The 19,994-nt window shown below is 63.4% G+C and carries 19 protein-coding genes and 1 tRNA gene; 10 read left to right on the forward strand and 10 right to left on the reverse strand.

The window, feature by feature from the left end; translation table 11 throughout:
• Positions 1-14 precede the first annotated feature (14 nt).
• Complete coding sequence (gene hisF / locus ABWV64_RS03240; protein ID WP_353342847.1) at positions 15-779, forward strand: imidazole glycerol phosphate synthase subunit HisF; 765 nt, start codon at positions 15-17, stop codon at positions 777-779.
• 10 nt (positions 780-789) lie between these two features.
• A complete protein-coding gene (locus ABWV64_RS03245; RefSeq protein WP_353342848.1) occupies positions 790-1,101 on the forward strand; it encodes a phosphoribosyl-ATP diphosphatase in 312 nt (103 codons plus the stop codon).
• Between the two features lies 1 nt (position 1,102).
• Here ABWV64_RS03245 and ABWV64_RS03250 read toward each other — a convergent pair whose 3' ends face one another.
• Positions 1,103-1,576 (reverse strand): CoA-binding protein, encoded by a 474-nt coding sequence (locus tag ABWV64_RS03250; RefSeq protein ID WP_353342849.1) that lies wholly within the window; start codon positions 1,574-1,576, stop codon positions 1,103-1,105.
• Positions 1,577-1,840: 264 nt separating this feature from the next.
• Entirely contained in the window at positions 1,841-2,617 is a 777-nt protein-coding gene (gene rlmB, locus ABWV64_RS03255) for a 23S rRNA (guanosine(2251)-2'-O)-methyltransferase RlmB (RefSeq protein WP_353342850.1), read from the reverse strand.
• Positions 2,618-2,770: 153 nt separating this feature from the next.
• Between rlmB and ABWV64_RS03260 the strand changes: the two genes are divergently transcribed.
• Positions 2,771-2,854 (forward strand) — tRNA-Tyr (locus ABWV64_RS03260).
• 139 nt (positions 2,855-2,993) lie between these two features.
• Here the strand turns inward: ABWV64_RS03260 and ABWV64_RS03265 are convergent.
• Positions 2,994-3,452 carry a hypothetical protein gene (locus ABWV64_RS03265; RefSeq protein ID WP_353342851.1) on the reverse strand — a complete coding sequence of 153 codons (459 nt, stop codon included), beginning with the start codon at positions 3,450-3,452 and terminating at the stop codon, positions 2,994-2,996.
• 136 nt (positions 3,453-3,588) lie between these two features.
• Here ABWV64_RS03265 and ABWV64_RS03270 point away from each other — a divergent pair, with 136 nt between their 5' ends.
• Positions 3,589-4,596 carry a GT-B fold glycosyltransferase domain-containing protein gene (locus tag ABWV64_RS03270; RefSeq protein ID WP_353342852.1) on the forward strand — a complete coding sequence of 336 codons (1,008 nt, stop codon included), beginning with the start codon at positions 3,589-3,591 and terminating at the stop codon, positions 4,594-4,596.
• Here ABWV64_RS03270 and ABWV64_RS03275 read toward each other — a convergent pair.
• Positions 4,593-5,060 carry a VOC family protein gene (locus ABWV64_RS03275; RefSeq protein WP_353342853.1) on the reverse strand — a complete coding sequence of 156 codons (468 nt, stop codon included), beginning with the start codon at positions 5,058-5,060 and terminating at the stop codon, positions 4,593-4,595. The genes ABWV64_RS03270 and ABWV64_RS03275 overlap by 4 nt on opposite strands.
• Positions 5,061-5,119: 59 nt before the next feature.
• On the opposite strand from ABWV64_RS03275, the gene ABWV64_RS03280 reads away from it, so the two are divergent.
• The 3 genes from ABWV64_RS03280 to ABWV64_RS03290 all read left to right on the forward strand — a co-directional run bounded on the left by ABWV64_RS03280 (position 5,120) and on the right by ABWV64_RS03290 (position 11,393).
• Positions 5,120-6,400 carry an O-acetylhomoserine aminocarboxypropyltransferase/cysteine synthase family protein gene (locus tag ABWV64_RS03280; RefSeq protein WP_353342854.1) on the forward strand — a complete coding sequence of 427 codons (1,281 nt, stop codon included), beginning with the start codon at positions 5,120-5,122 and terminating at the stop codon, positions 6,398-6,400.
• A 145-nt stretch (positions 6,401-6,545) separates the two neighbouring features.
• Positions 6,546-9,287, forward strand: coding sequence for a hypothetical protein (locus ABWV64_RS03285; RefSeq protein ID WP_353342855.1), 2,742 nt, complete (start codon positions 6,546-6,548; stop codon positions 9,285-9,287).
• 225 nt (positions 9,288-9,512) lie between these two features.
• Complete coding sequence (locus ABWV64_RS03290; RefSeq protein ID WP_353342856.1) at positions 9,513-11,393, forward strand: monovalent cation:proton antiporter-2 (CPA2) family protein; 1,881 nt, start codon at positions 9,513-9,515, stop codon at positions 11,391-11,393.
• A gap of 33 nt (positions 11,394-11,426) precedes the next feature.
• Here ABWV64_RS03290 and cobT read toward each other — a convergent pair whose 3' ends face one another.
• Complete coding sequence (gene cobT, locus ABWV64_RS03295; protein WP_353342857.1) at positions 11,427-12,437, reverse strand: nicotinate-nucleotide--dimethylbenzimidazole phosphoribosyltransferase; 1,011 nt, start codon at positions 12,435-12,437, stop codon at positions 11,427-11,429.
• 80 nt (positions 12,438-12,517) lie between these two features.
• Here cobT and cobS point away from each other — a divergent pair, with 80 nt between their 5' ends.
• Positions 12,518-13,282, forward strand: a complete 765-nt coding sequence (gene cobS / locus ABWV64_RS03300) for an adenosylcobinamide-GDP ribazoletransferase (protein ID WP_353342858.1) — start codon at positions 12,518-12,520, stop codon at positions 13,280-13,282.
• A 129-nt stretch (positions 13,283-13,411) separates the two neighbouring features.
• Here the strand turns inward: cobS and ABWV64_RS03305 are convergent, their stop codons facing one another.
• The 5 genes from ABWV64_RS03305 to ABWV64_RS03325 form a co-directional block, all read right to left on the reverse strand.
• Positions 13,412-13,921 carry a CarD family transcriptional regulator gene (locus ABWV64_RS03305; RefSeq protein WP_353342859.1) on the reverse strand — a complete coding sequence of 170 codons (510 nt, stop codon included), beginning with the start codon at positions 13,919-13,921 and terminating at the stop codon, positions 13,412-13,414.
• Between the two features lie 303 nt (positions 13,922-14,224).
• On the reverse strand, positions 14,225-14,563 hold the full coding sequence (gene fdxA, locus ABWV64_RS03310; RefSeq protein ID WP_353342860.1) for a ferredoxin FdxA: 339 nt from the start codon (positions 14,561-14,563) through the stop codon (positions 14,225-14,227).
• A 74-nt stretch (positions 14,564-14,637) separates the two neighbouring features.
• Positions 14,638-15,012 (reverse strand): RNA-binding S4 domain-containing protein, encoded by a 375-nt coding sequence (locus ABWV64_RS03315; protein ID WP_353342861.1) that lies wholly within the window; start codon positions 15,010-15,012, stop codon positions 14,638-14,640.
• A 34-nt stretch (positions 15,013-15,046) separates the two neighbouring features.
• Positions 15,047-17,929 carry a helicase-related protein gene (locus ABWV64_RS03320; protein ID WP_353344484.1) on the reverse strand — a complete coding sequence of 961 codons (2,883 nt, stop codon included), beginning with the start codon at positions 17,927-17,929 and terminating at the stop codon, positions 15,047-15,049.
• A gap of 105 nt (positions 17,930-18,034) precedes the next feature.
• Positions 18,035-18,538, reverse strand: a complete 504-nt coding sequence (locus ABWV64_RS03325; RefSeq protein WP_353342862.1) for a tetratricopeptide repeat protein — start codon at positions 18,536-18,538, stop codon at positions 18,035-18,037.
• Positions 18,539-18,716: 178 nt separating this feature from the next.
• Between ABWV64_RS03325 and ABWV64_RS03330 the strand changes: the two genes are divergently transcribed.
• Positions 18,717-19,007, forward strand: a complete 291-nt coding sequence (locus tag ABWV64_RS03330; protein ID WP_353342863.1) for an SCP2 sterol-binding domain-containing protein — start codon at positions 18,717-18,719, stop codon at positions 19,005-19,007.
• A 26-nt stretch (positions 19,008-19,033) separates the two neighbouring features.
• Positions 19,034-19,990, forward strand: a complete 957-nt coding sequence (locus ABWV64_RS03335) for an alpha/beta fold hydrolase (protein ID WP_353342864.1) — start codon at positions 19,034-19,036, stop codon at positions 19,988-19,990.
• Positions 19,991-19,994 lie beyond the last annotated feature (4 nt).

A 19,994-nucleotide genomic window follows, 5' to 3' on the forward strand; every position in this document is an offset into this window, starting at 1 on the left:
AGCGATAAAGCCCCATGTTGAAAACCCGTATCATCCCCTGCCTTGATGTGGCCGATGGCCGTGTGGTCAAAGGCGTGAATTTCGTGGGGCTGCGCGATGCGGGTGATCCGGTGGATGCGGCGCGCGCCTATGATGCGGCGGGGGCGGATGAATTATGCTTTTTGGACATTCACGCCACCCATGAAAACCGCGGCACCATGTTCGATGTGGTCTCCCGCACTGCCGAGCAATGCTATATCCCGCTGACCGTGGGCGGCGGGGTGCGCACCCCTGCCGATGTGCGCGCGCTTTTGCTGGCGGGGGCCGATAAGGTGTCGTTCAATTCCGCCGCCGTGGCCGATCCCGATGTGATTGCCGCCTCGGCTGATCAATTCGGCAGCCAATGCATTGTCTGCGCCATCGACGCCAAGACCGTCGAAGAGGGCCGTTGGGAGATTTTCACCCATGGCGGGCGCAAACCCACGGGCATCGACGCGGTGGAATTTGCCCGCACCGTCGCCGCCAAGGGCGCGGGCGAGATTTTGCTCACCTCCATGGACCGTGACGGGACGAAATCGGGCTTCAACTTGCCGCTCACCCGCGCGATTTCCGATGCCGTCGATATTCCGGTGATCGCCTCGGGCGGGGTTGGCACGCTGGACCATCTGGTCGAAGGCGTCACCAAGGGCGGCGCATCCGCCGTTCTGGCCGCCTCGATTTTCCATTTTGGTGAATTCACCATCGGCGAGGCCAAAGCCCATATGGCCGCCGCCGGCATCCCGATGCGGATCGAGGCCTGAGGATCAAGCAATGTCATTTACTTTGAAAGACTTGGAAGCCGTTATTGAAGCACGCGCCTCGGCCTCTGCCGCAGAAAGCTGGACCGCGAAGCTGCTCGCCAAAGGCCCCGAAAAATGCGCCGAAAAATTTGGCGAGGAGGCCGTCGAGGCGATCATCGAAGCGGTGAAAAACGACCGCGCAAAACTGACGTCGGAGGCGGCGGATGTGCTGTTCCACCTGCTGGTCATGCTCAAATCGCGCGATGTGGCCTTGGCCGATGTGATGGACGAGCTGGCTCGCCGCCAAAGCCAATCGGGCCTTGCCGAAAAGGCCGCGCGCTAGGCTAGAGCTTGGACGAGATCACGCCGGTGTTGAACCCGCCCATGCGCAATTCTCCGAAGAGCCGCTGATATTCGATCTTGGGGCAACGATCCATCACTACATCGACGCCGCGCGCGCGCGCCATTTCGGCGGCCCCCTCATGGACCACGCCGATTTGCATCCAGATGGCCTTGAGGTCTGCAAACCGCGCCAAAGCCTCTTCGACAATGGGCGGCACATGTTCGGGGCGGCGGAAGATATCGACCATATCCACCCCGCCTTCGATGTCTGAAAGACTGCTCACAACCGTCTGACCAAACAGCATTTTCCCCGCATGTCCGGGATTGACGGGAAGGACCGTGAACCCTTTGAGCGACAGATAGCGCGCCACGTAATAGGAGGGGCGCACAGGGTTCATCGACACGCCCACAACGGCGATCCGTTTGACGCGGGTCAGGATGGATTTGAGATAGTCGTCGCTATAGGTCTGGCTCATGGCTTCACCGTAAATCCCCGCCCCCGCATCGCAAGCGCAAAGTGGCGCGGGTCAGAAAAAAGCCCAAGGCACGAAGCCTTGGGCATTCAGTTGCGGAACGAGGGACAGTGAAGAAAGGCGCAGGGTTCCATCTTGCGCCCTCGGGACATCATCTAGGCATGGCGCCGACGATAAAAAGAGGATGTAATATATCTGTGAACGAAGCGTTAACTCGCACCGGCAATTTTTTGCCCAAACTGCCCGTCGCCCTGCCCCGCCGCGCGCCTAGGGCTTGGCCGCATAAAGCGCCACAGCCGCCGCATTGGAGACATTGAGCGAGCCAAAGCCCGCCGCAAAATCGATCTTCACCAAAGCATCACAGGCCTCTTTGGTTTTTTGCCGCAATCCTGGCCCCTCGGCCCCCAGAACCAAGGCAACGGGGCGATCGCGCTTGCCCTCCAACGCCGCCTCGATCGTGATCTCGGCCTCGCCATCAAGCCCCAAAACCAGATAGCCCATATTTTGCAATTCCTTGATCGTATCGGCCAGATTGCGCACCCGCAAATAGGGCTGGCGCTCCAAAGCGCCGCTGGCGGTTTTTGCCAAGGCGCCGGTTTCGGGGGCGCTGTGATGGCGCATGCCGATGACGGCGCTGGCGCCAAAGACCTCGGCCGAGCGCAAGATCGCGCCGACGTTATGCGGGTCGGTCACACGGTCGAGCAAAACCACCCGTGGCACCACGCCTTCGCGGCCCATGCAGCATTCGGCCACCGGCCCCCAATCGAGCGGTTTGACCTCCAAAACCGCGCCCTGATGCACCGATTGCGGATCAAGCGGCGGTTTGAATTTGCGCGGATCGACGACCTGCGGCTCCATGCCCGACGCGGCAATCGCCTCTTCGAGTTTGGCCTGCGCATTCGGCGTGACCATCAATTGCAGTTTCACCCGCGCCGGATTCTCCAAAGCATCGCGCACCGCATGCAGTCCAAAGAGCCAGACCGTTTCCGCCGCAGCGGCCCGTTTTGCTTGCTCTTTTTCGACGACCCATTTGGGTTTTTTCATGGTGCAATGCCCCTATGCGCGCGGCCCGCCCTGCAGGCCCGTAAAATTCTCATGTCCCACGGGCCTTAGCATGAGATTTTCCTGTTGACGACCCAAAGTCGCGCTAGTAATCACCCCCTACTCGAAACGCGGCGCTGCCGTTGATCGGTAAGTGGGCGACAGGCCGCAAGGTGTGGCAGGGGACTGTAACTCCCTCGCGGAGACGCACGCCTGGTTCGATTCCAGGGTCGCCCACCACTTACTCCTCAAGCATATGTGTGAGACCCGACGCGCGCCGCTGCGGCGTCCCGTTTCCGCATCCCTTTGCGGCCCCTTTGGTGCATCGCCCCGATGACGCGCGCATCATGCATCGATGGCCCGCCCCAATGCGCGCGCCCTAAGGCATCAAAATCTCGCCCCGCCCCCATTGGCCGCTGCCCTTGCTCAGATCGTCATAGGTCACCTCCACCACCACGGTGGCGACGCTGCCCGAGGCAAAGCCGCGGTAAGGCAGCCCGTCGGCCTCGGTGATCGCATTGGGCGCGGCGGTTTGCGCATGGCATGGCGGCAGCGGCCAGACCTCGAAGGCCCCGCCATTGAGCGACACTTTCATCTGTTTGAGCCCGCAGCGCCACGCCCAAAGATGCGTCACATAAAGCAAATCCTGCCCGTTATAATCGCGCAGCGCGACCCAATTGGCGCGGGTGGCCTCAAGGATCGGTTTGACCTCGGCGGCGGTGGTGAATTTGCCCGTCGGCGTTTGGTCCTCGGCCTGAAGCGCCTCTTGCGCCGCAATCGCCGCGCCCCAACCCGCCACCACTAAGGCAAGCGCACCGTTCAATGGATTGTATTTCATGATAAAATCCTTTTGCTAAAATCGAAACGCCCCGCGAAATGGTCCCAAGGGGGAAATGCCCGCCATTCGCCCCTTTCGCGCCCTGCGCTTCCTCCTCTATACTGCCGCAAAACCTCGACAAACACTGAGGGCGAGCATGGCAGAGCACAGCGGCACAGATCAACCGTTCAATATTCTCATCATCGGGCAGCAAGGCCGCCTGATGTATGAAGCCTTGCTGTTCGCCGCCTCCCTGCGCGCCAACAGCCCCGATTTCGCCGGACAGCTGTTCGTCGCCACCCCGCAAGCCGGACCGCTTTGGGGCGATCACGATCCGAGCATCCGCAATGACGAGGTTCTGGCGGCGCTTGGCGAACTTGGCGCGCAAATCCTGCCCTTCGAGAGCCGCCATTTCGGCGCGCCCTACCCTTATGGCAATAAAATCGAGGCCCTCGCCGCCCTGCCCGAGGGCGAGCCGTTTGTGTTTTTCGACACTGACACATTGGTCACCGGAGATCTGACGCAGGTGCCGTTTGATTTCGACCGCCCCATGGCCTCGATGCGCCGCGAGGGCACATGGCCCAAACCCGAGCTTTACGGCCCCGGTTATACGGGTCTGTGGAAATCGCTCTATGACCGCTTTGATCTCGATTTCGAAAGCTCGCTCGACCTGAGCCAGCCGGACGAATATTGGAAGCGCTACCTCTATTTCAACGCTGGGTATTTCTTTTACAAATGCCCGCGCGTCTTTGGCGATCTGTTCTTGCGCTATGCGCTGGAAATCCGCGACAACCCGCCCGAAGAGCTTTGCTGTCAGGTCTTTGACCCGTGGCTTGACCAGATCGCCTTGCCGCTGGTGATCCACGCTCTGGGCGGCGGGCGCGATACCTTGCCCGAAGGATTGCTCGACGGGTCGGTGACCTGCCATTACCGCGTCCTGCCCCTGCTTTATGCGCGCGAGGATGACCGCGTGATCGAGGTGCTCGAAGAGATCAGCCAGCCCAACAAGCTCAAAAAAGTGCTCAAGAACTACGAGCCTTACAAGCGGCTGATTTATCAAGGGCGCGGGCAAAAGGTGCGCGCCATGTTCGACCAGAATGATCTGCCGCGGCGTGAACAGGCCCTGCGCAACCAGATCAAACGCGCCGGTTTTTGGATGCGCTAATGCGCGAAAATCCCTGACGCATCGGGAAAGCCTTTGATTTCAATCGGGTTGCCCGCCGGATCGGTGAAAAACATCGTCCATTGCTCGCCTGGCTCGCCTTCGAAACGCACCGAGGGGGCGAGGATGAAATCCACCCCCGCCGCCGTCAATCGATCGGCCAAGGCGCGCCATGCCTCCAGCGGCAAAACCACGCCGTAATGGGGCATCGGCACAAGGTGTTCGCCCACATGCCCCGTGGGCGCCGAGGCCATCACCGGCCCCAGATGCAGGCTTAGCTGATGGCCGAAAAAATCAAAATCCACCCAAGTTTCGGTGCTGCGCCCCTCGTTTGCGCCCAACAGCGCGCCGTAGAATGCGCGCGCGGCGTCAAGGTCGTCAACATTCACCGCAAGGTGGAAGGGGGTAAGTTTCGCGCTTGGCACCTTGGCAATCTCGCTTTTATTGGCGACAGTCCCCCCGACCATCAAACAAATGGCCACTGACACGCAAGACCGCAAAATCGCGGCATAGGGAGGACTAACATATGACCCACGGCTTTGACACGTTGCAAATCCACGCGGGCGCACGCCCCGATCCGGCCACCGGCGCGCGGCAAACCCCGATTTACCAGACCACGGCCTATGTGTTTCGCGATGCCGATCACGCCGCCGCTTTGTTCAACCTGCAAGAGGTGGGATATATCTATTCGCGCCTGACCAACCCCACGGTCGCCGTCTTGCAAGAGCGCATTGCCACGCTGGAGGGCGGGGTCGGCGCGGTGTGCTGTTCCTCGGGCCATGCGGCGCAGATCATGGCGCTGTTTCCGCTCATGGCGCCGGGACGCAATGTGGTGGTCTCGACACGGCTCTACGGCGGCTCGATCACGCAATTCACCCAAACCATCACCCGTTTCGGATGGTCCGCCAAATTCGTCGATACCGAAGATCTCGATGCGGTCAAAGCGGCGATTGACGACGACACCCGCGCGGTATTTTGCGAAAGCATCGCCAACCCCGGCGGCTACGTGAGCGACATCCCCGCGCTGGCGAAAATCGCCGATGCGGCGGGCCTGCCGCTGATCGTGGACAACACATCGGCGACGCCCTACCTGTGCAATCCCATCGCCATGGGCGCCACGCTTGTGGTGCATTCGATGACCAAATACCTCACCGGCAATGGCACCGTCACCGGCGGCGTTGTGGTCGACAGCGGCAATTTCGATTGGTCCGCCTCGGGCAAATTCCCCTCGCTCAGCGAGCCGGAGCCTGCCTATCACGGTCTCAAATTCCATGAAACCTTCGGCCCGCTGGCCTTTACCTTCCATGGCATTGCCATTGGCCTGCGCGATCTGGGCATGACGCTCAACCCGCAAGCAGCGCATTACACCTTGATGGGGATCGAAACCCTCTCCTTGCGCATGGAGCGTCACTGCACCAATGCGCAAACCGTGGCCAAATGGCTCGAAGGCCAAGGCGCCGTGGCCAAGGTCACCTATGCAGGCCTGCCCTCCTCGCCCTATCACAACCGCGCCAAAGCCCTATTTCCCAAGGGCACCGGCGGGCTGTTTACCATCGCGCTCAAGGGCGGGTATGACGCTTGCGTCAAATTCGTCGAGGCCTTGGAGATTTTCTCCCATGTGGCCAATCTTGGCGATACGCGCAGCCTTGTCATCCATCCGGCCTCGACCACCCATCGGCAATTGTCGACCGAGCAACAGGTCGCCGCAGGCGCAGGCCCCGATGTGGTGCGCATCTCTATCGGCATCGAGGATGCCAAGGATTTGATTGCCGATCTCGAACAGGCCTTGGCAAAAGCCTCGGCATAATACGGGCTTAGCGCCCGCTCTTCACGCCGCTTCCCGCATGGGGGGCGGCGTGTTTTCCTTCCCCTCGGCGGGAAGCTGCTGTAAAATCGCGCACAAGCCGCCAATTGTTTTCCGTGGGCGGCATGGGGATGATAGAACCGCTGCGATGAAACCCGATTTTGCCCTTACGCTGTCTTTTGACGGGATCGGACTGCTGATGCGCAGTTTCCCCGGATGGGTGCGCGTGGGGCAAACCGTGGCGCTGGATGTGCCCGATCTGGCCGCGGCGCTTGGCGATTTGCGCGCGCAGGGTCTGGCGCTCGCTGCGGATGGGGCCTCGACCACAGGCGGGGCCGCAGGCGGGGCCACTGATCCGGCCTTTGAGGACGCCGCGCGGCTGACCTGCAAGCTGGTCATTCCCAACGATCAAATCCGCTATCTGAGCGTCGAGACCGGCGATGTGCCAGGGTTCCGGCGCGCCGATCTGGCCCGCGCCGCCTTGGACGGGCAAACCCCCTATCCGGTGGCCGATCTGGCCTTTGACTGGTCGGCGCAGGGCGAGGTCGCCCATATCGCCGCCGTGGCGCGCGAGACCTTGGCCGAGGCCGAGAGCTTTGCGCAGATGCACGGGTTCGATGCGCTCAGCTTTGTCGCCATCGCCCCCGCAGGTGCGTTTTTGGGCGAGCCGTTTTTCGGCACCTCCTCCGCGGCGGCGGCCTTGCTTGAGGATGGCGATGCGATTGTGCGCGACACTTCGCCGATCCGCGTCATCGGCAATGCCCCGCCCCCCGCGCCAAAGCCGCAGCCAGAACCGCAGCCAGAGCCGCAGCCACGCGCCGAGCCGCAAGAGACCGCACCGGCAGAGGTCCAATCCGACCCGCAGCCTGATGCGCAGCCCGATACAGCGCCCGAGGTACTGCCCGATGCGCAGCCCGACAGCCAGCCCGACGCGCAAATCGACACGCCTACCGGCCTAGACACCGACCTCAGCACCGAGGCAGGCGCCGATCCGGCGGGCATGCCCGCGCAAGAGGCCCAAGGTAACGCCCCCCAAGACGCCCCTGCCGCCGCAGCGCCCCCCGTCTCTTCGGGCGATATCCCCGATGGCGCCGAGCGGGCCGCCAAAGAGCCGCCCGCGCCGAGCTTTTCTTCGGTGCGCCAGCCGCGCGGCGACGCCCCCCCGCGCGACAGCCTTTCGGCCGCGCCGCGCCTGTCGGGCGTCTCGCGCGCCCAAGTCGGGCCCACGGCGGCCTCGATTCCGATCCCCGCCTCGCAAACCGACACGCCGCGCGCCGCGCGCGGGCCTTTGCACCTTGATGTGCCGCAATCGGCCAGCGCACAGCCCCAATCCGAGACCGCCGCAGCCGCGCCGCCCGTCGCAGCCCCCGCCGCAGCGGCGCCCGCAGCCCCCGCCGCCCCTGATCCGGACCAAGAGACCAGCGAAGCGCGTTTTGCCACCCGCCGCAGCGCCGCCCCGCGCCCCTTGGCCGTCACCCCTTCGGCCGATATTGCCATAAACGCCCCGCGCCGGTTGAGCATCGGGCTGGGCGGCGCGGCTCTGGGCGAGACGGCCGCATCCCCCGCGCCCGCCGCCGCCGCCACCCGCGGCAAGCCCAAACATCTGGCCCTCATCTTGACCGGCGCGCTGGTGCTGTTTTTGGCGGCGATTGCGGCTTGGGCGGCCTTGTTTCTTGACGAAGACGTGGCCGGATTGGTCGGCGGCCAAAGCGGCGCAGAACAGGCCGCCGAGGCGGGGGGCCTGCCGCAGGCCCCGCAAAGCGATCTGACCGATATGGAGGCCGAGGCCGAAGCGGCGCTGCGCGAGGCGCGCCTGCCGCCTGCCGACCAGCCGATGGCACCGCGCGATGCGCCGCAAATGATCGCGCCGCAAACCCAAAGCGATGCCCCCGCCGCCGCCGCGCCCGAAGCGTCCGCCGCGCCGCCCCCCGTCATGAGCGAGGCCGAGGCGCAAACTGCCTATGACGCCAGCGGCATCTGGCAACGCCCCCCCGCCCCCATCAGCGCCCCGCCCACAGACAGCGTCGACGAGCTTTACCACACCTCCATCGACCCCAAAGTGCCGGTGTTTGACGCGCTCGCCCTGCCCGACCCCGATGCCGCGCTCAGCGATGTCTTGCCCGGAAACCGCGCCTCTCCGGCGGCGGCGGGCACGCGGTTTGCGCTCGACGCGCGCGGCCTCGTGCGCGCCACGCCGCAAGGGGCCATCACCGCCGAAGGCGTTTTGGTGCGCGCCGGCAAACCCGCCGCCGTGCCCCCGCAATTGCCGCGCCGCCTGACCGAGGCCCCCGCCCCGACCGAAGCCGAAACCGCCTCTTTGGCGCGGCTGGCCGCCTTTCGCCCGCGCCCGCGCCCTGACGATCTGGTCGAGCAAAGCGAGCGCAGCCAGCTTGGCGGGCGCAGCCGCCTTGAACTGGCCGCTTTGCGCCCCAAGGCCCGCCCCGAGTTGCCGCAGCAAAAGCAGGACGAAGAGCGCAGCGATACGCCCACCGAACAGGCTGTGCTGATCTCCAAACGTCCCGAAGAGCGCCCCAAGGATATCGCCAAAATCGTCGCCCGCGCCGCCCCTGCCGCGGCCCAGACGGGCGCGCGCGTGCAAACCGCCGCCGTCGCCGCGCCGCGCACGGTGGCCCCCGCGATCCCCTCCTCGGCCTCTGTTGCCAAACAGGCCACGGTGCGCGGCGCGCTGAACCTGCGCAAAATCAACCTGATCGGGATTTCCGGCAAACCCTCGGCGCGCAACGCTTTGGTGCGCCTGTCCAACGGGTCGATCAAAAAGGTCAAGGTCGGCGACCGCATCGACGGCGGCAGGGTGCTGGCCATCGGCGAGCGCGAATTGCGCTACTCCAAGGGCGGGCGCAACGTGGTGCTGCAAATGCCCAAAGGCTAGGCGCGGCGCGGCCTCGCGGATAAATTTACGCGCCCCGGCAAATAAAGTCGCGCAATTGGCATTGTTTTCTGCCACATCTCTCTCGAAACAGGGGCGCGCGCGCCCTACCTACAGACAAAGCAAGAAAAGACCCAAATGACCCGCCCAAGCTCTCCCGCCCCTCGCCCGTTTTTGCCCCGCCGCGCGCAGCTGCTGCGCGCCATGATGTTGCACGGGTAACCGGCGATGGAAGGGTTCTTGCTCCAAGCCTCGATCTACCTTGCCGCCGCCGTCATCGCGGTGCCCATCGCCGCGCGGCTCGGGCTTGGCTCTGTGCTGGGCTATCTGGCAGCGGGGATCTTGATCGGGCCGGTGTTTGGCTTTGTCTCCACCGAAAGTCAGGACCTGCAGCATTTTGCCGAATTCGGCGTGGTGATGATGCTGTTTATCATCGGGCTGGAACTGGAGCCGCGCGCGCTTTGGGATATGCGCCACCGGCTTTTGGGGCTGGGCGGTTTGCAAATCCTTGCGACCATGGCGCTGATCACGGGGGCGGCGATGGCGCTTGGCCAACCGCTGAGCATCGCCTTGGCGATCGGGATGATTTTCTCGCTCTCCTCGACGGCGATCGTGCTGCAAACCCTGTCGGAAAAGGGGTTGATGCAAACCGCTGGCGGGCGGTCGATCTTTTCGGTGCTGCTGACCCAAGATATCGCAGTGATCCCGATGCTGGCGCTTTTGCCGCTGCTCGCCTTGCCTCGCAGCGCCACGATCAACCCCGACGGGTCGATCAACCACCGCACCCTTGAGGAGGCCCATCATTCGATTTCCTTTGTCGAGGGCCTGCCCGGATGGCAGGTGACCTTGGTCACCCTGGGCGCGGTGGCCGTGGTGGTGCTTGCGGGGGTCTATCTGACGCGGCCGGTGTTCCGGTTCATCCACGCCGCACATCTGCGCGAGATGTATACCGCCTTGGCGCTCTTGATCGTTGTGGGCATCGCGTTTTTGATGTCCGCCGTGGGCCTGTCGCCCGCGCTTGGCACCTTCCTTGCCGGTGTGGTTCTCGCCAACAGCGAGTTTCGCCACGAGCTGGAGAGCGATATCGAACCGTTCAAGGGGCTTTTGCTCGGCCTCTTCTTTATCACCGTCGGATCGAGCATTGATTTCAAAGTGCTTTTTGGCGATCCGCTGACGATCTTTGGCCTGACCGCCGCGTTGATCGCGCTCAAGGGCGCGGTGCTTTATCCGCTCGGACGCGCCTTTAAGCTGCGCGGGCGCAACCTGTGGCTCTTTACGCTGGGCCTCGCGCAGGCGGGTGAATTCGGCTTTGTGCTGATCTCCTTTTCGACGCAAACCAATGTGCTGCCCGACGCGATTGCAGAGCCGCTTTTGCTGGTGATTGCCTTGTCCATGCTGGCCACGCCCTTGATGTTTATCTTGCACGACGTTCTGGCCCGCCGGATGCAAGACAGCGCCCATGCCGAGGATGAGGACGAGATCAACGAACAAGGCCCCGTGATCATCGCGGGCATCGGGCGTTTCGGGCAAATCGTCAACCGTCTGGTGCAATCGAGCGGTTTCAAAACCGTGGTCATCGACAATGATATGAAGACCATCGAATTGATGCGCCGCTTTGGTTTCAAAGGCTTTTTTGGCGATCCGACGCGGCCCGAACTGCTCCATGCGGCGGGGCTGTCGGAGGCGCGCGTTCTGGTCGCGGCGATGGACAACCCCGAGGCGGTGACCAAATTGGTCACCTATGCGCGCCGCGAATGCCCCGATTTGCACATCATCGCGCGGGCGCGCGACCGCAACCACGTCTACCGCCTCTATCAGGCGGGGGCCAATGACATCGTGCGCGAAACCTTCGACAGCAGCCTGCGCGCGGGGCGCTATGTGCTCGAAAATGTCGGGCTGAGCGATTACGAAGCCTCGGAGGCGGAAAAAACCTTCTTCCACCATGACCGGATGACGGTGCGCGAATTGGCCAAACTCTATGATCCCAACATCCCAGCGGGCGAAAACACCGCCTATATCGCGCGAGCGAAGGAATTGGAAAAAGAGCTGGAAACCGCTTTGATGACGCAGATTTACGCCGCGCGCGAAGGCGGATCCGACGCGGCCTAAGCCGCGCGGCGCGCCCGCCCGAAAACGGCGCGCCTAGCCTTCGGAAACGCCCGCTTCGGCAAAGGTCGCCATGCCCGAATGGCAGGCCACCGCGCCCTGCATCACCCCGATGGCCAAGGCCGCGCCAGAGCCTTCGCCCAACCGCATGCCCAGCGACAAGAGCGGCTCTTTGCCCAGCTTTTGCAACAGCTTGCCATGGGCGGCCTCGGCGCTGACATGGCCCGCGACGCAGTGATCGAGCGCCCCTTGGGCCGCATCCGCAAGGCAGGCCGCCGCCGCGGTGCAGATAAACCCGTCCAAAATCACCGGAATACGCAGCGCCCGCGCCCGCGCAATCGCCCCCGCCATGGCGGCAATCTCGCGCCCGCCCAGACAGCGCAGCGCCTCCAGACCGCGCACCCCCGCATGGCGCGCCGCGCCCTCGGCGGCCACCCGCGTCTTGAGGTCCAGCCCCGCATCATCAACGCCGGTGCCGCGCCCCGTCCAATCGCCCGCCGCCCCGCCATAAAGCGCCAAAGCAATCGCCGCCGCCGATGTGGTATTGCCGATGCCCATCTCGCCGGTGACCAAAAGATCGCTCTGCGCGTCGACGGCCTCCGATCCCCTGCGCAGCGCCGCGACGGTCTCCGCCTCGCTCATCGCTGGCGCTTGGGTGAAATCCGCCGTGGGCCGGTCCAGATCAATCGCATGCACATCCATCCGCGCGCCAAAGACCTTGGACAGCTGGTTCACCGCCGCGCCGCCCTGTTCGAAATTGGCGACCATTTGCACCGTTACCTCGGGCGGAAAGGCCGAGACACCGCGCGCCGCAACCCCGTGATTACCTGCGAAAACAATAACTTGAGGCTTTGCAATCTCGGGGCGTCCGGTGCCGCGCCATGCGCCATACCAGATCGCCAGATCCTCCAATCGCCCCAAAGCGCCCGGCGGTTTGGTGAGTTGCCCGTTGCGCGCCTCGGCCTCTTTGCGCGCCGAGGCGTCCGGTGCGGGGGCCGCTGCAAGCGCGGCGGCAAATTCCTCTAGCGAATTGAATTCTAGGCTCATGTTCTTCCCCGTAGTAGACAAATGGCGTGCCCGCGTGTTTACCGCACGCGCCGCCAAGAGCAAGAAAGGAATCCGCCCCAATGGAGCCAAAACCCGACGCCCCGCCCGCCGCCCGCCTGCTCACCGAGGCGGCCACGGCTCTGGCGCTGCTCACGCGGCTGCCCTTTGTAGCGCGGCGCGCCGATTTCGAGCGCGGCGCGGCGGCGGTCTGGGCCTATCCTTTGGCCGGACTTGCGGCGGCGCTGATCGCGGGGGGGCTGGCCTCTTTGGCCTTGGCGCTCGGCCTGCCCGCGCCTTTGGCGGCTTTGGCGGCGCTGGCGGCGCTTGTCGTCACCACGGGGGCCATGCATGAGGACGGTCTGGCCGATACGGCGGACGGGTTTTGGGGCGGATGGGAGGTGGCGCGCCGCCTCGAGATCATGCGCGACAGCCATATCGGGACCTATGGGGTGATCGCTTTGGTGCTCTCGCTGGCGGCCAGATGGGCGGCGCTGACGGCGCTTTTCGGCGCAGGCGCGGTCTTTGCGCCGCTGATCGCGGCGGCGATGGTGTCGCGCGCCGCCATGCCCGCGATGATGGCGTTTTTGCCCCATGCGCGCCGCGACGGGCTATCGCATGCGCAGGGCCGCGCGCGCGGCGAGCGCGCCGCAGTGGCGGGCGCGATCGGCCTCGCCGCCGCGCTGCTGTGCGGGGCATTGGGCGCGGCGCTGGTGGCGGCGCTTGCCGCGCTCATGGTGATGCAAATCGCCCGCGCCAAGATCAACGGCCATACCGGCGACACCCTTGGCGCAGTGCAGCAGATCGGCGAAATCGCGATGCTCTTCACCCTTTGCGCGGCGCTATAGCATAGGCACACCCGCCAAGGAAAAGCCGCGCCGCCCCCTCGGGCCGCGCGGCTTTTTGATTTTATCGCAATGTCTTATGCGGCGCCTTTCATGGGGCACCCTTCCTTTGGGGCCGACAGGGCGCAGGCCTTAGGCCGCGCGCGAGACCAGAACCTCGTCGACCTGCTTGGCCGCCGCCACTTCGTCGCCGCCGCTCACCGCCGCCACTTCGCGGGTCAACCGCTCCAATGCGGCCTCATAAAGCTGGCGCTCGGAATAGCTTTGCTCGCGCTGGTCATCGTTGCGGTGCAAATCGCGCACCACTTCGGCGATGGCAATCAAATCGCCCGAGTTGATCTTTTGCTCGTATTCTTGCGCACGGCGCGACCACATCGCGCGTTTGACCTTGGCCTTGCCCTTGAGCGTGGTCATCGCGCGCGAGATCACATCGGGGCTCGACAATTGGCGCATCCCGATGGCGGTCGCCTTATTGGTCGGCACGCGCAGGGTCATTTTATCCTTTTCAAAGGAAATCACGAAAAGCTCCATCGTCATTCCGGCGATATCCTGCTCTTCGATCGACATGATCTGGCCGACCCCATGCGCGGGATAAACGACAAAGTCATTGGGACGGAATTCGTTTTTCTTGGATTTGGTCATGCGGTCTTCCCTTTTAATCCACCTGTCACAGGCGACAAAAAGCTGGGCGAGGTCAAAGGCATGACCGCGTCCAGACGATTATTTATCTCGATGTGATCCCGCATCGCAGAGCAGACCATGCGGCGGGAAAGCAGGCAGAGTTCATCATTTGTAACAACAGTGTATCACAAAATTCGCCTCTTCGAAAGCACCCGCGCGCGCGGCGCGCGAAAATCCTCCGAAACGGCCTATTTCATAGGGATTTGGCACCATCCGCGCCGCCAGCGGGCGTAAAACGCCCCGCCCATCGGGCGCAGAGGCGAATCAGCCGCCCTCGCCCGGCGCTTCGCTAAAGTATTTCTCCAGCTTGCCGGTCTCGCCATCGCGCTCCTCGGCTTCGGGCAACTGGTCTTTCTTGGAAATGATAACCGGCCATGCTTCGGAGTATTTGCGGTTGAACTCGACCCATTTTTCCATATCCGGCTCGGTGTCCGGACGGATCGCATCGGCGGGGCATTCGGGTTCGCAAACGCCGCAATCGATGCATTCGTCGGGATGGATCACCAACATGTTTTCACCCTCATAGAAGCAATCCACCGGACATACTTCGACGCAGTCGGTGTATTTGCAGGCAATGCAGTTGTCGATCACGACATAGGTCATCTTCGTCTTCCATCTTTTGAACGCCCGCCCTAGCTAGTGCAGGTGCAGCAATCATTCAAGCGAAACGCGTCGCTTTAGGGCTTGTTGAGATCAAATTGCCTGCGATCACGCTTGGTCGGGCGCCCGCCTCCCTCATATCGCGGAGCGGATGGAACAACCTCCTGCGCGCGCGCCTCGGGCGGGGCGAGGTCCTCATACAAAAGCCGCGCCTCGGGGGCCGGTCCGCGCCGCGAGCCAAGCGCCAAGACCTTGACCTCGCGCAGATCGCGCCCCTGCGCGAACAAGAGCACATCGCCCAAGGTGACAGATTGCGCAGGTTTGAGCACCTTTTGACCGTTCAGCCGCAGATGCCCGCCCGACACGGTCTTGGCTGACAAGGAGCGGGTTTTGAAAAACCGCGCCTGCCAGAGCCATTTATCGACCCGTATTTTACCTGCGTTTTCTGTCACCTAGCGCGCAAAGCTCATCTGTTTGGGGCCAAAGCTATTTCTTGGTCAGCCCCATGAGCGCCGCCGCAAAAGGATTATCAGGATCGATTTTATCCTTCTTGGGCGGGCGCGCCTCAAAGCTCTGGCCGCCCTTGTCGCCGCCCGATTTCGGGCCGCCCTTGCCGCGCGGTTTGCCCTTGCCTTGCGGACGCCCCTTGCCTTGGGGTTTGCCGCGACCGCGCGACTCGCCGCCGCGCTCTCCGCCACGTGCTCCGCCGCGCTCACCGCCGCGTGCGCGGCCCCATGCAAATGTATAAAACACTTCCATTTCAGGGGCTTCATCGGCGCTTTTCACCTGCGCATCTGCGGCTTGGGCTGCATCGGCTTGCGGTGCAATCTCCTCGGAGGGCACATCGGCCGCCTCGGTCACAGGCGCAGCAGGGGCGCCATCGGCGGGAACCGCTTCGGCCGGCTCGGCTGTCTCGGCCTCCTGCGACTCGGGGTTTTGCGCGGGCGCGGCGTCCTGCGCCGTCTCTTGCGGCGCGGCCGCGGCTGCAGGCGCGGCTTTGACCTTCACCCGCTCGCCCTTCTCGGCGCGATAGCCAAGCCCTTGCATCAAATCGGCAAATTGCTCCAGCGTCATGCCGGTGATCGAGAGCATATCCGCCTTGGCCTCAAACCCGCCGCGGCTGTCCTCGGCGCGCAGCATATCGGCCAGACGCTCCAGCATATCAATGCGGATCGCCCGCGCGCCGGAGGCACGATAGCCCGCCATCAAATGATAGCCCTCGGGCGCGCCATCTCCGGACGGCACCGTCACCAAACCAGGGGGCGGCGCTTCGGGGAACTCTTCCAAGCCTTTGAATAGCGACCACAAAACCAAACGCAGCCGCGTCGGCGCGGGTTTCAAAAGCAGCGGCATGAAAATGGTGAACTGCCCGAAACGCACGCCATGTTTGCGCAAAGCGCCCCGCGCGTCTTGGTCCAATGCCTTGACCTCTTCGGCCACTTGGGCGCGCGGCAACAGGCCAAAGCCTTCGACCAGTTGGAAGGCAAAGCCCCGCGCCAGCCCCGACAGGGCCTCGTCGCGCGACATATTGAGCAAGGGTTCAAACAGCGTCGCCACCTTGCGGTCGATGAAATGCTGCAAACGGCGCGCGACCTTCTGGGCCACGTCCTCGCCCGCCTCTTCGTCGACAAAGGCTTTGACCTGCGGCTTGAGCGGATCGGAGCCCGCGACCAATTTGCCCACCGCGCTGTTGCCCCACATCAGGCCGCCTTGCTCGGTAAAATCGATCTCGGTATCGGGCGCGTTATAGAACCGGTCCGCCCGCAGGTGGAACTCCGGCGCCAAGGCGGCCATCGCCGCCTGCCCCAAGGTTTTTGCTTCCTCGGCAGTCGCGGTTTTGTCCTGCGAAAAGCGGAACCCTTCAAGACGGCCAACGAATTGTCCTTCGACCGTCACTTCACCTTCTTTGCTTACTTCGGCCAACATGGCCTCCTTCTGTTTGAGCCGGCGCAGGAGCACGCTTGTGCGCCGGTCCACAAATCTTTGGGTCAAACGCTCGTGCAGCGCATCCGACAAAGCGTCTTCTACAGCGCGCGTCGCCCCGCGCCAATGGCTTTCGTCATTTACCCATCCCTTGCGCTGCGCGACATAGGTCCATGTGCGAATAAAGGCCAATCTTTTTGAAACTGTGTCGATATCGCCATCCATACGGTCGATTCGCTTGATCTGCCGCGCCAGCCAATCGTCGGGAATGCGGCCCTTCTCGTGCAAGAAGCCGTAGATCGCCTCCAGAAGGCTGCTGTGTTCGGCGTGGGAGATGCCGCGAAAATCGGGGATGCGGCACACATCCCAGAGCAATCGCACCGATGGTCCGTCCGAGGCCCGCGCGCGGGTTTCGGCATCATTGCTGAGCGTTTTCAAGGCCATAAGGTCGTCCGCCTCGCGCGCCTTGACCAGCCATTCGTCTTGCGGCGCCACCTCCAGCGCGGCGATCAAAGCCTCCGGCGTGCCAAATTGCAGATCGGTGTTGCGCCAGTTGAGCTTTTTGATCGGGGTAAAGCGGTGATCCATGATCGCCTGCGCCGTGCCCTCGTCCAGCGGGCGCGCCTCGCCGGTGACGCCAAACGTGCCATGCGACATGCCGCGCCCCGCGCGTCCGGCGATCTGCGCCAATTCATTGGGCGCCAAGGGGCGCATCCGCCGCCCGTCAAATTTCGTCGTGGCCGAAAAGGCCACATGGTTGATGTCGAGATTGAGCCCCATTCCGATGGCATCCGTCGCCACCAGAAAATCCACATCGCCGTTTTGGTATAATTCCACCTGCGCGTTGCGGGTGCGCGGGCTGAGCGCGCCCATAACCACCGCCGCGCCGCCCTTTTGCCGTTTGAGCAATTCGGCAATCGCATAGATATTATCAACCGAAAAACCGACGATCGCGCTGCGAGCGGGCATGCGGCTTATCTTTTTCGAACCTCCATAGGATAATTCGCTCATCCTCTGGCGCTGCACGAATTCCGCCTCGGGGACCAGTTCGGCAATCGCCCCGCGCATCGTATCCGAGCCCATAAACAGCGTCTCATGGGTGCCGCGCGCCTGCAAAAGCCGCTCGGTAAACACATGGCCGCGCTCGGGATCGGCGCATAGCTGTATCTCGTCCACGGCAAGAAAATCCGTGCCCATGGCGGGCGGCATCGCCTCGACGGTGCAGACCCAATATTTCGTGCGCGGCGGCACGATCCGCTCCTCGCCCGTCACCAAAGCCACCACCGAGGGGCCGCGCAGGGCGACGATCTTGTCATAGACCTCGCGCGCCAAAAGCCGCAGCGGCAGGCCGATGATGCCGCTGTTATATCCCAGCATCCGTTCAATCGCGTAATGGGTCTTGCCGGTATTGGTGGGGCCGAGAACGGCGATCACCCGCCGGTCCATCCCGCGTTGCGCGCTGCTGTAGGATGTCACGTCTGGCTCTTTCTTGGAGGGGGTCGGGTCGGCGAGGTCGGTCGGCGGGCGGATCGAAGGGTCAAAGGGCGAAGCTCAGAGCGTCTCGCCCCCGTGCCGCTCCAGCCGCGCCAAGGCTTCGACCACCTGTTCATGCGCGGGATAGAGCGCGGCGGCAAGCTGATAGGCTTGCAACGCCTGCGCGGGGCGCTCTAATTGCTCGAAAATCGCGCCCAATCCGATCATCGCCTCATAATGGCGCGGCTCAAGGCTCAAGGCGCGGCCCAGATCATGGAGCGCCATGCCAAACCGGTCCTGCCGATACAGCACCATGGCGCGCATATGCCAGCCTTCGGCAAATTGCGGCGCGTGATCGGTCAAAGCGGTAAGATGCTCGTATGCCAAGGGAAAATCGCCCCGCTCCAGCGCATCGCGCCCGCGTTTGAGCAAAAGATCCATCACCGGCGATCCCGATTTCGACCATTCGAGCGAAAGCTCGCGCGCGATCCGCTCGGCCTCGCCGCCCTCGGCCGACTTCAACTCGCCCAAGAGCCGCGTGGCCCGCTCTTCGCTGCCCGAAGGCGCGGCCGGATTGGGCAAACTTCCGCCATCCTGCGCCCGCGCGGGGCCGCTAGGTAAGGAAATCATGACTATGGCGACAATTGTCGCCACGATAGGTTTGAAATTGAATCGATCCGCGCCCATAACTTTAGTCTATCGCCAGCGCGTAGGGATTGTCAGCCCCGCTATGGCAAGAAGCAAACAGAAAGGCGCAAATATGAGCGATGTTATCACCGCGGCCGTGGCCGCACTCTCCGAGAAAATGAGCGGAGCCGATTTCGACGGCTCGGCCAAATTCGTCATTGAAGGCGAAGGTTCGGTCGTCGTCGACGCCTCGGGCGCACGCGCATCGGATGAAGAGGCCGACGTCACATTGACCGCCGATGCCGACACGTTCCAAGACATGATGGCGGGCAATCTCAACCCCACCAGCGCCTTTATGAGCGGTAAGCTGAGCGTCGATGGCGATATGTCCAAGGCCATGGCTTTGGGCTCGGTCCTCGGCTAAACTTCGGCGAAAGCGCAAGGTAAGACATGGAAAACGCACCCTTTTATGATGAACTGGCCGAAGGGCCATCGGGCGGCGCGGCCTATTGGGCGCGTGCATCCGACGGGGTGCGTATCCGTATCGCGGTCTGGCCCGATGCGGCGGCAAAGGGCACGGTCCTGCTGTTTCCGGGGCGCACGGAATACGCCGAAAAATACGGGCGCGCGGCGGGCGATCTTGCCGCGCGCGGCTATGCGACTTTGGCGGTGGACTGGCGCGGCCAAGGGTTGGCCGACCGCGTCACCGACAATCCGATGACCGGCCATGTCGGCGATTTTGCCGATTATCAAAAGGACGTGAAGGCCGCCCTCGCCGCCGCCCGCGCGCTGCATTTGCCCGAACCGTTCTTCTTGATCGGTCATTCGATGGGCGGCTGCATCGGGCTGCGCGCGCTTTACGAGGGCCTGCCGGTCAAGGCCGCCGCCTTCTCTGCGCCGATGTGGGGCATTGGTCTCAATGGCTTTCTGCGTCCCGTCGCATGGAGCCTGTCGTGGAGCGGCGCGCTTTTGGGCATGGGGCATCTTTTCGCGCCTGGAACCAAGCCCGAAAGCTATGTCTTGGCCGAGCCTTTCGAGGGCAACAAATTGACCAAAGACCCTGATATGTTTGACTATATGGTGCGCCAGACAGAGGCCGTCGAACGCTTCGGCCTTGGCGGGCCGTCTCTCAAATGGCTCTATGAGGCGCTGATCGAATGCGCGCGGCTGATCCAGAAACCCGCGCCTGATCTGCCCTGCGTGACCTATTTGGGCACGGACGAGCGCATCGTGGACAAGGACCGCGTCGCCGCGCGGATGGGCGATTGGGACAGCGGCGAATTGGTCATGATCGAGCAGGCCGAACATGAGATCATGATGGAAGTGCCCCAAACCCGCGCCGCGTTTTTCGACGGGGTGACGGCCCTGTTTGATGCGCAGCTCGGCGAGGTGAAGCAGGCGGTCTAACCGC

Source organism: Litorivita sp. NS0012-18 (assembly GCF_040371945.1).
GTDB lineage: Bacteria > Pseudomonadota > Alphaproteobacteria > Rhodobacterales > Rhodobacteraceae > Litorivita.